Annotated in this window: 15 protein-coding genes; 9 read left to right on the top strand and 6 right to left on the bottom strand. The window is 62.7% G+C overall.

Translation table 11 applies throughout. The features are described 5' to 3' along the window. Positions 1-15 precede the first annotated feature (15 nt). Positions 16-693 (top strand): GntR family transcriptional regulator, encoded by a 678-nt coding sequence (locus QSJ19_RS24035; protein WP_286323551.1) that lies wholly within the window; start codon positions 16-18, stop codon positions 691-693. Positions 694-832: 139 nt separating this feature from the next. Here QSJ19_RS24035 and QSJ19_RS24030 read toward each other — a convergent pair whose 3' ends face one another. From QSJ19_RS24030 to QSJ19_RS24015, 4 genes are all read right to left on the bottom strand, one after another. Then, a complete protein-coding gene (locus tag QSJ19_RS24030) occupies positions 833-1,978 on the bottom strand; it encodes a thiolase family protein (RefSeq protein WP_286323550.1) in 1,146 nt (381 codons plus the stop codon). A gap of 62 nt (positions 1,979-2,040) precedes the next feature. Continuing rightward, positions 2,041-2,829 (bottom strand): crotonase/enoyl-CoA hydratase family protein, encoded by a 789-nt coding sequence (locus QSJ19_RS24025; RefSeq protein ID WP_286323549.1) that lies wholly within the window; start codon positions 2,827-2,829, stop codon positions 2,041-2,043. Next, on the bottom strand, positions 2,826-3,587 hold the full coding sequence (locus QSJ19_RS24020) for an SDR family NAD(P)-dependent oxidoreductase (RefSeq protein WP_286323548.1): 762 nt from the start codon (positions 3,585-3,587) through the stop codon (positions 2,826-2,828). Before QSJ19_RS24020 ends, QSJ19_RS24025 begins: the two co-directional genes overlap by 4 nt. A 63-nt stretch (positions 3,588-3,650) precedes the next feature. Further along, positions 3,651-4,439, bottom strand: coding sequence for an enoyl-CoA hydratase/isomerase family protein (locus QSJ19_RS24015; protein ID WP_286323547.1), 789 nt, complete (start codon positions 4,437-4,439; stop codon positions 3,651-3,653). Between QSJ19_RS24015 and QSJ19_RS24010 the strand changes: the two genes are divergently transcribed. The 6 genes from QSJ19_RS24010 (at position 4,389) to QSJ19_RS23985 (ending at position 10,937) form a co-directional block, all read left to right on the top strand. Further along, the gene (locus QSJ19_RS24010; RefSeq protein WP_286323546.1) at positions 4,389-5,735 is read left to right on the top strand and encodes a CaiB/BaiF CoA transferase family protein; all 1,347 of its coding nucleotides are present in this window, start codon (positions 4,389-4,391) and stop codon (positions 5,733-5,735) included. The genes QSJ19_RS24015 and QSJ19_RS24010 overlap by 51 nt on opposite strands. A 26-nt stretch (positions 5,736-5,761) precedes the next feature. Next, the gene (locus QSJ19_RS24005; RefSeq protein ID WP_286323545.1) at positions 5,762-6,781 is read left to right on the top strand and encodes a TIGR03617 family F420-dependent LLM class oxidoreductase; all 1,020 of its coding nucleotides are present in this window, start codon (positions 5,762-5,764) and stop codon (positions 6,779-6,781) included. A 98-nt stretch (positions 6,782-6,879) separates the two neighbouring features. Continuing rightward, on the top strand, positions 6,880-8,166 hold the full coding sequence (locus QSJ19_RS24000) for a cytochrome P450 (RefSeq protein WP_286323544.1): 1,287 nt from the start codon (positions 6,880-6,882) through the stop codon (positions 8,164-8,166). Further along, positions 8,163-8,939, top strand: a complete 777-nt coding sequence (locus tag QSJ19_RS23995) for an SDR family NAD(P)-dependent oxidoreductase (protein WP_286323543.1) — start codon at positions 8,163-8,165, stop codon at positions 8,937-8,939. The genes QSJ19_RS24000 and QSJ19_RS23995 overlap by 4 nt, the downstream gene beginning before the upstream one ends. Before the next feature lie 63 nt (positions 8,940-9,002). Then, positions 9,003-9,308, top strand: a complete 306-nt coding sequence (locus QSJ19_RS23990; protein ID WP_286323542.1) for a putative quinol monooxygenase — start codon at positions 9,003-9,005, stop codon at positions 9,306-9,308. Positions 9,309-9,320: 12 nt separating this feature from the next. Next, entirely contained in the window at positions 9,321-10,937 is a 1,617-nt protein-coding gene (locus QSJ19_RS23985) for a diflavin oxidoreductase (RefSeq protein WP_286323541.1), read from the top strand. A 10-nt stretch (positions 10,938-10,947) separates the two neighbouring features. Here the strand turns inward: QSJ19_RS23985 and QSJ19_RS23980 are convergent, their stop codons facing one another. Next, a complete protein-coding gene (locus QSJ19_RS23980) occupies positions 10,948-11,691 on the bottom strand; it encodes a FadR/GntR family transcriptional regulator (protein ID WP_286323540.1) in 744 nt (247 codons plus the stop codon). A 344-nt stretch (positions 11,692-12,035) separates the two neighbouring features. Between QSJ19_RS23980 and QSJ19_RS23975 the strand changes: the two genes are divergently transcribed. After that, a complete protein-coding gene (locus QSJ19_RS23975; RefSeq protein WP_286323539.1) occupies positions 12,036-12,917 on the top strand; it encodes a nuclear transport factor 2 family protein in 882 nt (293 codons plus the stop codon). Positions 12,918-13,180: 263 nt separating this feature from the next. Beyond that, positions 13,181-14,569 carry an MFS transporter gene (locus QSJ19_RS23970; protein WP_286323538.1) on the top strand — a complete coding sequence of 463 codons (1,389 nt, stop codon included), beginning with the start codon at positions 13,181-13,183 and terminating at the stop codon, positions 14,567-14,569. A 96-nt stretch (positions 14,570-14,665) separates the two neighbouring features. Here QSJ19_RS23970 and QSJ19_RS23965 read toward each other — a convergent pair. Then, positions 14,666-15,018 (bottom strand): transposase (locus QSJ19_RS23965; protein ID WP_286323537.1); only part of this gene is annotated, 353 nt, incomplete at its 5' end.

Raw genomic sequence — 15,018 nt, 5'->3', positions numbered from 1 at the left:
GGACAAGGAGCTGACGTGCCGAAGCGGTACGGGATCAAGGACAGAGACGTAGCGGCGGCCTGGGTCATCGAGCGAGTCTTCGACGGCACGTTGCGGTCCGGGGATCGGCTCGACCGGCAGGAGATCGCTGATGCGGTGGGTATCAGCCGGGTTCCCGTTCAGGAGATGCTCGCTCAGCTCGAACGGGACGGCATTGTCCGCACCGAATACCATCGCGGCGCCTACCTCGAGCGCTTCGATCCCGAAGTCATCCGGGAAACCTATGACTTGTTCGGGATGGTCAGCGGACGTGCCAGTGAGTCGGCTGCTCGTGCCATGACACGTGAGCTCTCCGATGAGCTCGACGACATCGTGACCCGCATGCGTGACAGCGATGATGATGAGCTCAATGATCTGAGCTGGGAGTTTCGGAGGTTGGTCAACACCGCCGCCAGCGGCCCCAGGATGCGGGCTATGTTGTCGACATTCCGAACATTCATGCCGACGGCATTTGTTCTTCTCCTCGATCGCAAGCGCAACCGCTCTCGAATACTGCAGCACTATCGGACCGAGTATGCTGCTCTGGCGCGGCGGGACGCCGCCGGTGCCCGGCGCGCCGCCGAGGTGCGCAGTGCGGAAGAGGGTGAGATGCTCATCACTGAGCTCGTACGTCGAGGTGTCTTCGAATCGGATGGACGTTCGGAGCTGGCCTGAGTGTCGCTGCGTTGCGATACCTTGTGCCGCAGGCATGTTCGGCATCTGTGGACTGGCGCAAGCCAGAGCTGGCCGGGTGGCCGCCGGCCCGCGCGAGTGGGTGCGCACAGGCCGGCGAACGGAGTGGGAACAAGGCGGCTTATGTCAGCAGTTCCACGATGGTTGCGTTTGCGGTACCGCCGCCCTCACACATCGTTTGGAGCCCGTAGCGGATGTCGTTGTCACGCATGTGATGGATCATGCGTGTCATCAAGACGGCGCCGGATGCGCCCAGCGGGTGCCCGACAGCAATGGCGCCGCCGAGCGGGTTGAGGCGCTCGGGGTCCGCGCCGACATCAGCCAGCCAGGCCAAGGGGACCGGTGCGAATGCTTCGTTGACCTCAAAGACTCCGATGTCGTCGGGGGTGAGGCCGGAGCGCTTGAGGATCTTTTGTGTCGCGGGGATCGGACCGGTCAGGACGAGAACCGGATCGGCACCGCTGACCGCGCCGGAGTGGTAGCGCACGATCGGGCGCAGGCCGAGCTCGCGGGCACGTTCGGGTGAGGTCACCAGTAGGGCTGCGGCACCGTCGGTGATCTGCGACGAGTTCCCCGGGTGGATGCGTCCATCTTCTCGGAAGGACGGCTTGAGGCCTGCGAGAGTGTCGACATTGCTCCCGCGGCGAACTCCCTCATCAATGGAGACCACTCCTGATTCGGTGGTCACCGGCAGGATCTGATCGTCGAAGGCTCCGGCGTCGATGGCCGCGGCCGCCTTCGCATGTGAGTGCGCGGAGAACTCATCGAGTGCCCGGCGTGAGAGATTCCAGCGTTCGGCAATGAGTTCGGCGCCCTCTCCCTGGGTGAACTCGGATCCGTCATAGCGCGCTCGAGCGGCAGGACCGTAGGGCAACCCGGTGGCACGCGCGGCACCGAGCGGTACCCTGCTCATCGATTCGACTCCGCCCGCCACGACGACCTCCTGCTGACCCGACATGACGGCCCATGCCGCGTGGTCGAGGGCCTGCTGACTCGACCCGCAGGCCCTATTGATGGTGACACCGGGTACAAACTCCGGCCATCCCGCCGCGAGTACGGCAAAACGGCCGACGTTACTGGACTGATCGCCCATCTGGGTCACGCAGCCCCACTGGACGTCGTCGATGATAGCGGGGTCAATACCGGTGCGGCGCTGGAGTTCTCGGAGCACATTTGCGGCCAGATCCACCGGGTGGACACCTGCCAACCCGCCGTTGCGCTTGCCGAGTGGGGTGCGCACTGCCTCGACAATTACTGCGTCACGCATGTTGTTCCTTCTGTTGGTTGATGTTCCTCGCCCGCGATGCAGGCGTTGGTGTTGACGCCAAATCAGCGACCGGTCCAGACCGGTGCACGCTTCTGGGCAAATGCTGCCGCGCCCTCCGCCGCATCATGCGAGGTGAAGACGGGATCGGAGATAGCTTGTTGGCGCGAGAAGAGTTCGCCTTGCGGCCAGTCCTCGGATTCGTCCACGATCTGCTTGCTCACGGCCACTGCCAATGGTGCGTTGACCGAGATGCGTCGTGCCAGGTCGACGGCAGCGTCAAGCGCATCTCCGTCGGGGACAACGGTATTCACCATCCCGAATGATGCGGCGGTCTGGGCGGATAGGGGTTCGCCGGTCAGTATCGCTTCCAGTGCTATCGCACGGGGCAGGCGGCGGGGTAGCCGAACGACCCCGCCGCCTCGTGCGATGAGCCCACGTCGAACTTCGGGAAGGCCGAAGCGGGCACCGGCCGCGGCGACGACGAGGTCACAGGCAAGCACTATTTCGAACCCGCCGCCAAGCGCCCACCCTTCGACGGCAGCGATGATCGGCTTCTTCGGAGGCGCCTCGACGAACCCGGCGAAGCCTCCGACCTCGGTACGTGGCAGCTCGCCTGCTGCGAACCGTTTCAGATCCATTCCCGCGCAGAATGAGCCACCGGCGCCGGTGATCACCGCGGCACCCAGGTCGCTGCGCGAGTCCAGTTCGCGTAGCGCGTCGGCGATGATGTGCGCCGCCGCCTTGGTCATCGCGTTTCGTTGATCCGGCCGGTTGATGGTGATCACCATGATCCCTGGATCCCGTTGCGTCACCACTGCATCGGGGGTGTCGCTCTCGACTGGCGCGCTCATCGCGGTGCCATCCGGATAGCGCCGTCGAGGCGAACGGTCTGTCCGTTCAGGTAGGAGTTCTCCAACATCTCCACCGCGAGGCGACCGTATTCCTCCGGCTTGCCCAGGCGTCTCGGGTGCGGGACCGATGCGGCCAGGCCTTCGCGGATGTCGTCGCGCAGCCGTCCCAGCATCGGGGTCTCGAAGGTGCCGGGGGCGATCGTGTTCACCCGGATCGCCCAGGTCGCCAGATCTCGGGCGGCGACCAGCGTGATTCCGTGAACCGCCGCTTTGGCGGCGGTGTAGGAAGTTTGGCCGATCTGTCCGTCGAACGCGGCGACGGACGCGGTCAGCACAATCGCGCCGCGGTCGCCGTCGAGTGGCTCATTGCCTGCGATTCGTTGTGCGCCAAGGCGAAGCACGTTATAAGTTCCGAAGAGATTGACTCGTATGACATCTTCGAACGAGTTCAGGGGTGCCGGCGTACGGTCCTTGCCGATGATGCGCAGTCGGTCGCCTCCGCGGCCGGCGCAGTGCACGATCCCGCGCAGTGGCCCACTCTTATCGGCAGCGTCGAAGGCCGCGGACAATTGCGCTTCGTCGGTGATGTCGGCCGGAACGTAGCCGGCACCGATGTCAGCGGCGACTGCCTCTCCCGGTGACGTCGGGAGATCGACGATCACGACGTTGGCGCCGCGATCACGCAAGGCGCGCGCCGTCGCCAGGCCTAGTCCCGACCCGCCCCCGGTAACCAGGGTTGATACGTCAGTCAGTTGCATACTTCCTCCATGTGTTCGTCGGGTCGTTCGCCCGATGGGGTTGCCGAGATTGGGGCGATGGCCTCAGTGGCCGGTGAAGGTGGCGGGCCGCTTTTCTCGCGCTGCGGCGATTCCTTCGGCGTAATCGTCTGTTGTCATCAGCTCGGCCTGGATCGCGATCTCATCCGCGATGGCCTGGTCGAGGTCGTTGCCGATACTTGCGAAGTGGCGTTTGAGCAGCGACAACGCGCGTGGGGGGAGCGTCGCGAGTCGGCGAGCGTCGTCGAGCGCTCGCCCAAGGACATCTTCGGGCGGCACCACGACGTCGACGATTCCGCGGTTGCACGCCTCCGGCCCGCGCAGGCGTTCGGGGAAGATCATCATCTGTTGTGCGCGCGCGACTCCGACGCGTCGGGCCAGCGCCCAACTCGCCGCTAGGTCAGTGCCGAGGCCGACCCGGACGAATCCGGTGTCGAACACCGCGGTGGTCGAGGCCACAACGCGATCGCAGCACAGAGCCAGACCAAGGCCGGCGGCAACCGCGCCGCCGTCGACGGCGGCGACCACCGGGGTGCCACTCCCGGCGATGGCCCGGGCAATTCGTTGTGCGGCCTGGAGCCGGGGTACTGAATCGTGCGGGGTCATCTTGTGCATGATCGACAGATCGCCACCGGAGCAGAACGCGCCGTCCCGGCCGGTCAAGACCACGGCCCGAACGTCGGGGTCGGCGTCTGCCTCATCGAAGACCGCGGTCAAGACCGGCCGTATTTCAAGGTCTATGGGATTGCGCCGCTCAGGACGGTCCAGTGTCACCACGCGGACATGACCTTCATCGTGGACCCGCAGCCCGTACAGCACTCGTTCGTCACTCATCGACAACTCGCATTCCGTGCTCGTGTTGTGCCCAAGGATTGCACACTTGAATTCAAAATCGCTAGTCTTGGCTTGCGCTTCCCTGGTGAGCGTGTGCTGGCTCGACGGGCGCCAGTGGCTGCCAGTGGTGATGAAAGGCATGGGTGTGCGATGACCGTTGACGACGAGACGGCCTCCGATCGGGATTCCCGCGGACCGTTGGCAGGCGTCCGAGTTCTTGAACTCGGGGGGATCGGGCCCGGCCCCTTCGCCGCGATGCTGCTCGCTGACCTGGGGGCGGACGTCGTGCGTATCGATCGGCCGGGTGCCGGCGGCATCTTCCCGGGCAGTGCCGAGCAAAACCTGCTGAATCGAGGAAAACGTTCAATCCAATTGAACCTCAAGAACTCTGATGATCGTCGGATGGCTCGGGAGCTGGTCGCAAGAGCTGATGTGGTGATCGAGGGATTTCGTCCCGGCGCGGCGGAGCGGATGGGGCTGGGACCCGGTGATTGTCTCGTTCTGGCTCCGCATGTTGTCTATGGACGGATGACCGGATGGGGACAGGACGGCCCGGTTGCCCGGACCGCCGGTCATGATCTGAACTACATCGCGCGTACTGGAGTGCTCCACGCGATCGGGCCCGCATCGGGTACGCCGCAGATCCCGTTGAACATGATCGGTGACTTCGGTGGCGGCGGAATGTATTTGGTTGTCGGAATCCTGGCGGCGCTGCACGAGGTGGATCGCGGACAACCCGGTCAGGTGATCGACGCCGCGATCGTCGACGGGGTATCACATCTACTCGCCGGTACTCATGCGCGGCTCGCGTCGGGAACCTGGGTGGATCGTCGCGAGTCCAATGTTCTCGACGGCGCAGCCCCGTACTATCACGTCTACGAGACGTCAGATGGTCGATACCTCGCGGTCGGCGCCATCGAACCGCAGTTCTACCGGGAGTTTCTCGTCGGTCTCGGTCTTGCCATTGACCCGGAGACCCAAGACGACCGCGATACCTGGCCGACGGTGATCAATGCGATAAGTGCTCGGATTCGCTCGGAATCGCTCGACCACTGGCTCGGCGTCTTCGACGGAACCGACGCCTGCGTGTCTCCCGTGCGCTCCTTGCGCGAAGCGGCCCACGATACGCACCTGGCTGAACGGGGTTCGCTCATCGAGGTGGACGGGGTGCTCCAGCCAGGTACGGCACCACGGTTCTCCCGTCACCAGGCCAATCGCTTCACTCGACCACCCCGTCCAGGCGAACACACACATGCAGTGATCGCCGACTGGCTAGTACCGAAGAACGACCAATAGTTGAATTCATTAGTGAGGTTGAAGACGTGTTGAGATTCGACGCCACGATGTCCGTTCCCATCGAGGACGGCGCGGCGCAGGCGCGACGATGTGAATCCGAGGGATTTCAGACCCTCTGGACCGGTGAGTCCAAACATGACCCGTTCCTGCGGTGTCTGCTGGCTGCCGATGCCACCGACCGCTTGCGCGTCGGAACTGCTGTGGCGATTGCCTTTGGGCGTTCCCCACTCACCGTTGCGACCACGGCGTATGACCTCGCTCGCTATACGAAAGGCCGCTTTGTGCTTGGTCTGGGATCGCAGGTGAAGCCGCATATCGAGCGCCGCTTCAGCATGCCCTGGTCAAAGCCGGCGGCGCGTATGCGCGAATATGTGCAGGCCCTGCATGCGATCTGGGATTCGTGGGATAACGACACCGAAATGTCGTTCGATGGCGAGTTCTACACGCATACGCTGATGCCGCCGTTCTTTCGACCGCCGCGTCACGAGTTCGGTCGGCCAGAGGTATTCGTCGCTGCGGTGGGCGAGCGGATGTCGGAGGTTGCGGGAGAGGTATGTGACGGGCTGTTCTTCCATCCGTTCAACACTCGGCGCTACCTGCAGTCGGTGACGTTACCTGCGATCATGCGTGGCCGGGACAGGGCGGGGCGTAGCGGCGAGGGTATCGCTCTGTGTGGTCCGGTGCTCACAGCGACCGGTCGCACCGACGCGGAACTCGATAGTGCGATCGCGGGAGTCCGGCATCAGATCGCGTTCTACGCCTCCACCCCCGCGTACCGGGCAGTGCTGGATCTGCACGGGTGGGGAGATATCGCCCCGGAGCTGACCGCGATGACCAAAGCGGGCCGGTGGACGGAACTCGGCACGCTGGTCGACGACGAGATGTTGCGTACCTTCGCGGTTGTCGGCGGGCCCGACGAGGTGGCAAGCGAACTCATCGATCGTTACGGCGATCTGGCCCATTCGATCTCGTTCTCGGCGCCCTACCAGCACGATGACGAGGTATTCGCGCTGGTGGCCGCCTCGGTTCGTGCGCTGTCGGTGTGAACAAGACCCGCATCGTCGAACGTGCAGTGATCGAATATACGAACGGGACATCAAAATATTGACACACTAGCTAGCTATGTCATACGCTTCCGAAGGAAGTGTTGCTAGTCACATCAGAAATCAAAGTTGATCTGGCACACAAAATTCTGCTGGCCGCTTTCGTGGGGCCCGCTCAACAGGAGGTCGACCGGCGTATGACAGTCGAGCAGCAGTGGAACGACTTTGATCACCTGTCGGCAGCAGGACTTGAGGACCCGCATTCCTTCTTCAGAGACGTGCGGGGCCAATGTCCCATCGGCCACAGCGCCAAGCATGGCGGATTCTGGACCATCACCGGTTTCCAGGACGTGAACGAGGCTGCCCGGGATGCGCAGACGTTCAGCTCTCGGCAGCCGGGACCTGGCTTCCCGATCTTCCAGGGCGGCCCGCCGATGATCGCCAACGATCCGCCCCTGCATCGAGAATTCCGCGCACCGCTGTCAAAGCTCTTTTCGCCGGCCTCGGCCGAGAAGATGCGCGAGGTGGTCCGAGCAATCATCACCGAGCTGATCGACGGATTCATCGCCGATGGAAAAGCTGACCTTGCCGCTCAGCTGTGCACTCCGTTGCCGGCTATCGTCACCTTCGCGCTACTGGATCTGCCCGAATCCGCGCGTGAGGACCTCCCACGCTGGAATGCGCAGCTTCTCGCTGAAGGGCCGTCTTCGGCGGGCGCCGGGCACGTGGGGGCTATGGTGCATGATCTTTATGACGTGCGCACCGCCTCTCCCGGTGACGATATCGCGAGCCAGGTGCTCGGCTTCAAGATCGATGGCCGGCCGATCAGCCGTGAGGAGTGGGAGGGGCTGATCGTCCTGCTCATCATGGCCGGCCTGGACACCACATCCAACGGCGGCGCGCTGATCCTGAAGTATCTGAGCGACAATCTCGAGGTCAGGCGCTTCATCAAGGACAATCCGGATCAATTGCGGCCGGCCATCGAGGAGCTGCTTCGCTTGGCCACTCCCGTGCCGCAGCATTCGCGTGGCGTCACCCACGATGTCGAGATCGGCGGCATCGAGTTTCATCAGGGGGAGGTTGTGTTGCTGAGCTGGATCGCGGCGAACCGGGACCCGGAGTGCTTCAGCGACCCGGACACATTCTCCCTCGACCGGCCTTCCAACCGGCACGTCGCCTTCGGCGCCGGGACACATCGCTGCCTCGGCACTCATCTGGCGAAGGTTGAATTGCAGGTTCTGGTAGAGGAAGTGCTCGAACGTCTGCCCGACTACCACGTGATCGACGAGGAAGTCGAGCATGTTCCCGGTCTGAACCGGGGAATGACGAGGCTCGGTGCGGTATTCACCGCCGGGGCACGCAGCGATGAAGGGAATGCGACAGCATGACGCAAACAGATTTGCTCGACGGCAAAGTATGTGTGGTCACCGGGGCGGCGCGAGGAATTGGGCGGGCCACCGCCATCGCCTTCGCCCGGTCGGGTGCATCGACGGTTGTCGTGTTGGATCTGCCTGACAGCGACCCTGTCGAGGAACCGAGCACCGCTGACCTGGTGAGCGAAGCCGGTGCGAAATGCATTGTGATCTCCGGAGATGTGAGCGCTTCCGGTGACGTGGACCGTGCTGTGGCCGCCGCAGAGGACAACGGAGGCTTGGACGTCATCGTGAACAACGCCGGAATCTCGCCGCAAGTGCCGCCACTGATCGAGTTCAGTGATGAGCAGTTTCAACGGATTGCCTCGGTGAACCTGTTCGGCACGTTCTATGGCTGTCGTGCCGCAGCGCGCGCGATGATGCCGCGCGGCCGTGGTTCCATCATCAACATGTCGAGCATCGCCGGACTTGTCGGCGCAGCGGGCAACTGTGCTTACGGGGCGTCGAAGGGTGGTATACGCCTGTTGACTTACTCGCTTGCAGTTGAGCTGGGGCCGTTGGGAATTCGTGTGAACGCGCTGCATCCAGGCGTCATTGACACCGATATGTCCAAGCAGGCTTTTGCAGATCCGGATGTCGTGGCGGCGATCAGCGGCCACATCCCATCGGGGAGAATCGGCACCGCCGACGAAGTTGCAAGCGCCGCAGTGTATCTCGCGAGCGACCTCTCCTCGTATGTCAACGGTGCCTCGCAGACCGTTGACGGCGGACTGGCCATCGCCTTCTGAGTTCTGACTCTCATGGCCTCCACCGTGCCGATCTCCTGACTACTTCTATCGAGGACAACTTCCATGGGAAACCCGACTATCGCTGCCGTCGCCGTCATGAAGCCGACCGAGGGTAACACCGACGCGCTGCACCGCCACCTGTCGTCGCTTGCGGCGGTTACGCTCGATGAAGCGGGTAGTACGTCCTGCGCCGTCGTCCAAGTCGATGCTGCGGAACCGTACTTCGTCATCGTCGAATCATTCGTCGACCAGGCCGCCTATGATGCGCATGAAGCCAGCCCGCAGGTGCTCGAGATCGCCGGAGCGATCGGTGAAGTACTCGCTGAGGCCACCATCCACGCCGGTTCGGTCAGCTCCGGACGGTTCTGAGGTACGGTTACCGTGCAGTATCGGGTCGCGTATGGCAGCGAAACCGGAAATGCGCAATCAGTCGCGGAGAGACTTACCGCACTCGCCACGTCCAGCGGACTCGAAGTCACTTGTTCACGCCTGAACGACGCCGACCCGGTGTTGCTGGCCGGTGAGACGACATTGTTGATCGTCATATCCACCACGGATGACGGCGACATTCCGTACAACGCGGCGGGCTTTTGGTCGGCGATAACAGCAGAATCAGCACCCGAGTTCGACCACGCCAGTTATGCGGTTCTTGCGCTGGGCGATTCTGACTATCTCGACTTCTGTCAGGCCGGCATCGACCTCGACCGCCGACTGGCAGAGCTTGGCGGCACACGGCTGTGTTCGATCGTCACCTGTGATGCGGACTTTGAAGCCGACGCGCAACGGTGGACGCGCGAGGTCCTCGATCTCATCGTCGAGTCTCCGACTGTTGCTCCGGTCATGCACTCCGCAGTGAGCCTGGCGTCCGCTGGTCGGGATGAGGACCAGCACCTCGCACATCACGCCGACGTTCCCTTCTGCGTGGTGCAGAAGTACAGACTGTCCGGCCCCAACTCTGCCAAGCCGGTATGGCATCTGTGCCTTGACGTTTCGGACTCGGGAGTGAGCTATTCCCCCGGCGATTGTGTTCGTATCCTGCCCCGCAACGATGCCGACTATGTGGATCAGCTCCTCGCGGCACCCGTCGCCTCGTCTGATTTCGCGGTCGACGTTGCGTCGGTGCGCGCTGACCTGATGAATCGATTCGAGATTCGCCGTCCCTCCCGCGAGCTGATCAGTGAGGTCATCGCGCGAACGAGTGACGAGTCGGTCAAGCGAGTGCTATCTGGCGATGATCGCCGATCGTTGCATTCTTTCCTCTGGGACCGCGATGTGCTCGACCTGGTGCGCCTTGCCGATCGCCGACCATTTCACCTGGGGGAGATCGTCGACACCCTTCGCCCACTTGCGACGCGTTCCTACTCGATATCGTCAAGCCGGCTGCACACACCTGATCATCTGGAGATCACGGTGGCTGCGCTGGAATACAGTGCGCACGGCCGCGATCGCCATGGTGTGTGTTCTTCCTACCTGACCGATCGCATTGCCGCCGATCGCATGGTGTGGGGCGCGATCGACGTGAATTCGACGTTTCACCTGCCCGACGATGACGACACTGCGGTGATCATGGTCGGACCCGGAACCGGGATCGCGCCGTTCCGCGGATTCTTGTACGAGCGACAGGCCCGTACGGCGCGAGGGCGTAACTGGCTGTTCTTCGGCGCTCGAACGAGCGCCCATGATCATTTGTACGCCGATGAGCTCAAGGCGTTCGAGCGCGAACGCCTGCTCACCCGTCTCGATGTGGCGTTCTCGCGAGACGGCGGCGGGCACCGATACGTCCAGCACCTCATGTGGGAGAACGGAAGAGAGTTATTCCGTTGGCTTTCCGAGGGTGCGTACATCTACGTGTGCGGCGATGCTACGGCGATGGCGCGCGATGTGGATACGACTCTTCGAGAGATCGTTGTCGAGCACGGGGGACTGCCACCCGAGGCGGCGGCGTCGTATGTGGATGGTCTATCGCGAGAGGGTCGGTATCTTCGGGACGTGTATTGAGCGAGATCGCTCATTCCCAATCCACGATCTGGTTCTGATCGGGATGACTTGCCGGATAGTGGTTCATGTGCGCTGTCATCAACGCCTCGGCTTCGGCCGCAGCGCCGCGGATAATGGCCTCCCCGATCGGGATATGTTCGCCGAGAAGGTTGGTCCACGACTCCTCGTGCCCGATTCGTAGCGGTCCGAGCACCAGCTGCAGTGCCATGCACAGCGGCGCCAACACCGGCTCGTGGCTCGCCACGGCGACGCTCAAATGGAATGTATCGCTCTCGGCAAACGCTTCATTAGGGGTGACTTCCTCCGTACGGTGCAACAACTCGGCGAGCTGCTGGCGCTCCGTCTCGGTGGCGTTCTGCGCGGCCAGGCGCGCCAGCGTGGGTTCGATTGCGCGCCTGGCCGAGTTGACATCGGCATAAGTTACCCGGCGCGAACCGAATTGGAGGGCGAGGAGTCGGGCGAGATCCCGCGTATCGCTCCGGCGAACACGAGGGCCACCACTACGGCCCGGCTTGATCGTGATCAGACCGTTCACCTCCAAAATGCGCAGTGCCTCACGCAAAGTCGGCCGACCGATCTTGTACTGACTCAGCATCACCGGTTCCGGGGGGAGGGGAGCGCCCTCACCCATACCAAGCTCGATGATGTCTCGCACGATGGCGCGTGCAACCTGACGGGCGACCTTCTCGCCGGAGGTTCGCTCGACCAGGAATGTGCCGGTTGGACCGCCAGGGTTCTCGTTCGCATTGTGCATATCTCAATCCTCGCATGCGCGGGGTGTTCACCGGCGCCTGCCGGGCCCTCGCCAGGTGAAGCAGCGCCGCCTCCCGGACGTCTCCGGCCGCGATTGTGGGGTTGACGACTCGTTGGGGCCGGCGTATACCGCCAGGAGTTATCCATATACATGATTAGAAACCCATCACCACAGTTCACAGGGTTTCGGACGCTGAAATATGGGAGCAAAGAGCGTTGACAGTGAGCATGATATCAGTCACACTAGACATTGCCCCAGGGATGGATCACAGAGCCTGCCCGCTCTGTCCTCCCTTGGTTAGGCGTTCATCTCGTCCCCCCAAGCAATGAATGCGAGAGGCAACCATGACCTCAACCACAACCCGTCAGCAGCATGATGCGACGCTGTCTGCTCTCGAATACGCCGAACGGCTACTACATGCCCAGGCTCAGGCCGATCTCCATGTGGAAAAGGAAATCACCGAGGACATCGAACAGATCCTCGAGACCCTGTCGCCTGAAGGTCCGTATGCTTACACAGCGCTCCCGGTTCTGGAGGATGGGCATCTCGTATCTCGGGTTGCCCACGACATCGAACAGATCCGTCAATGCTATGAGGGTATTCACTCCAACATCGGGCTTCGTGGATGGCGCTCGACCACCCGACTGCTTTCGTCGTGGTACACCTTTCATGCTGGTTGGGCTGCTACCGAATCCAAAGAGGACGGTTCGATGGTGGACTACGAGGCGTTGGTCATCTTCCCGACGATGGGCAACAGGGGGATCACCGGCGAGCTCTTCTGGAACCGGACCTCGCCCGGTGTGACGCCACGAAGCGGCGAATCCCCCAGCGATGTCCGTCGGCGCATCATGGCAGATCAAGAGGCATACCTGGAGGCAACCCGATCGGGAGATGCCGAAGGCATGCTCGCTGCCGTGACCCCAGATGTGCAGGTGAACTTCCGTGGATATGTCAATGAACAACCGGGGAGGCTCACCGAACTCAACGGTCGCGACGAGATGGCTGCCCACATTGCGGAGTCTCAAAGCCGCTACCTGCCCGAGACAGTCGACGTGGTGCACCTGCAGATCGAGGATTGGTACGTGTTCTCGGAGAAGCTGTGGACAGTCAAGTCGGTGCATGACGACACACGGCTGCGCTACCTCACCGCCGAGTACGCCGAACTGGCGCCCGATGGCAAGATGATCGCCCGTATCGGTCACGGAACCGAGCCTGTTGCGATCTGATCGATCCGCACTGCGGGTCCAGCGGGTCCGTTGTGGTGGCGGAGCGGCGTACCGTGCCGGCCTCCGCCGCTACACCGCTACCGCGCGGATCTTCATGCGAGAACGCACCGAAAGCTGAGTCTGGCGCCTTGGTTGGTGCACACCATAGCCGCATTGCGATCTGCTGCGCTGCTCGCAGGACGCGTTCCGGACGACCCCGAACGCGGCACCCGGTGTCGGCCAACCCGAGTGAAGAAACAACATCAATGATGTTAGGAGTTTTCGTGTCCGAAACAGAAGTCCGTACGGACGATTCTGCTCTGCTTGCCGTGCGTCACTGGCGGAGAAACGTGGGGGCCGCGGTCGCGGGCAATGTCATCGAGTACGCCGATTTCGCCATGTGGTCGGCGTTCACCATTTACTTTGCCACACAGTTCTTTCCCACCGAGAACCGGACCGCCCAACTCATGTACGGCGCGGGCATCTTCGCCGTCGGTCAGATCGCACGGCCGTTGGGGGCCTTGTTCTTCGGCCGACTTGCCGATCGGCGCGGGCGTCGGCTCGCTTTGACGGCGTCGGTGACCTTGATGGGTTTGGCGTCGGTCGCGATGGCGGCGGCGCCGACCTATGAAATGGCAGGAATGTCCGGTGCCATCATCCTGTTGGTTGCGCGCATCGTCCAGGGACTCAGTGTGGGTGGCGAGCATGGGGCTGCCGCTGCCTACATCGTGGAGTCGGCACCGAAGTCGCGGCGGGGGTTGGCGTCGAGCGGCCAATATATCGGTGTCATGGCGGGTAGCATTCTGGCGGCCCTGATCATGGTGGTGAGCCAGATCTGGCTCTCGGAGACACAGATGGAGCAGTGGGGTTGGCGTGTCGCGTTCGCCGCCATGGGTCTGGTTGCAGTCGGCGCTTTCGTGATTCGGACTCGAATGACCGAGACCGAGGAATTCACCCGAGAGCAGCGCCGCATCGAGCAGAAGCAAGCGGAACTCGGTACGGCGGTCGTTGACCGGCGCGGAAGTCTGGGTGTGCTCTGGAAGCATCGGAATGCGTTGGTCTTCGTATTCGTCCTTGGTTCGGCGACCACGCTCCTGTTTCAGACATTCGCCTCATACAGCATCACCTATCTGGTGGATACGGTGGGAATGTCCAGACCGGACGCGGCGATGGTACGGCTTGTCGGGCTATTTGCCCCTATTATCGCGCTTCCGATGTTTGGGGCTCTCTCGGATCGGATTGGGCGTAGGCCACTATTGATTGGCGGCTTCGCTGGTTCGGCATTGCTGACCATTCCGATCTTCATCGGGTACAGCCCCGATCCGGCGTGGTCGGTGCTGTTGTATGCCGTCGGGCTGATCCCGGTTGCCGCGGCGCTATCGGTCATGGCCTTGGTTAGTGCGTCGGCCTTTCCCACCTCGGTTCGTACGCTCGGAGTGAGCTTGCCGTATGCCCTGGCCATAGCGGTTGTGGGTGGCAGCTCGGAATTTCTGGCGTTGGCGTTCAGGACCGCGGGCTGGGACGCGGCCTACTTCGGTTACGCGATCATGTGGGCGGTACTGGGCTTGGTGGTCAGTATCCGGTCTCGACATGCCGAACCCGGAACGTTGGACAATTCGACGGCGGATATCCCGACTCCGGACAACGCGGAAGTTGGCCGGATACCGAGATGAGCGCGAGATGCAGAAGGATCGGCGAGGCGGTTCTTGGTGCTCGTGAGAATGTGATCGGTGAATTGGTGCTCTTCAAAGTTGAGCGGGCAACGTTGCTCAGCAGTGGAGTTGCTGGATGCTGGCCCGCTCGGTGCGGGTGCAGTGGAATCGTATCCGACGGCGCGAGTTTTCGGTGTTGCGGAACCCCCGCAGGCAACGCGTTTGACCTTGCTTGACCAGCCGGTTGCAGCCCTCGGGGCGGGCGTTGGTCAAGCCGGTGTGCAAGAACGCCAGGATCGCCGGCCACCAGGCCTCGATGATGGTCGCCAACCGGGTGATTTGGGGAATGCCCGCATCAGCACACCAGCGGTAGAACCGGTAGAGCCGACGGCGCATCTCACTGTCGTCGGCGCCGTCACTTGCGGCGGAAAGCAACTGCCGCAGTTCCTCTTTCGCAATGTAAGCCGCCA

The organism is Gordonia sp. ABSL11-1 (genome assembly GCF_030315685.1).
Classification (GTDB): domain Bacteria; phylum Actinomycetota; class Actinomycetes; order Mycobacteriales; family Mycobacteriaceae; genus Gordonia.
Note: the sequence above shows the minus strand (reverse complement) of the source record. Positions and strands in the feature narration are given on the sequence as shown.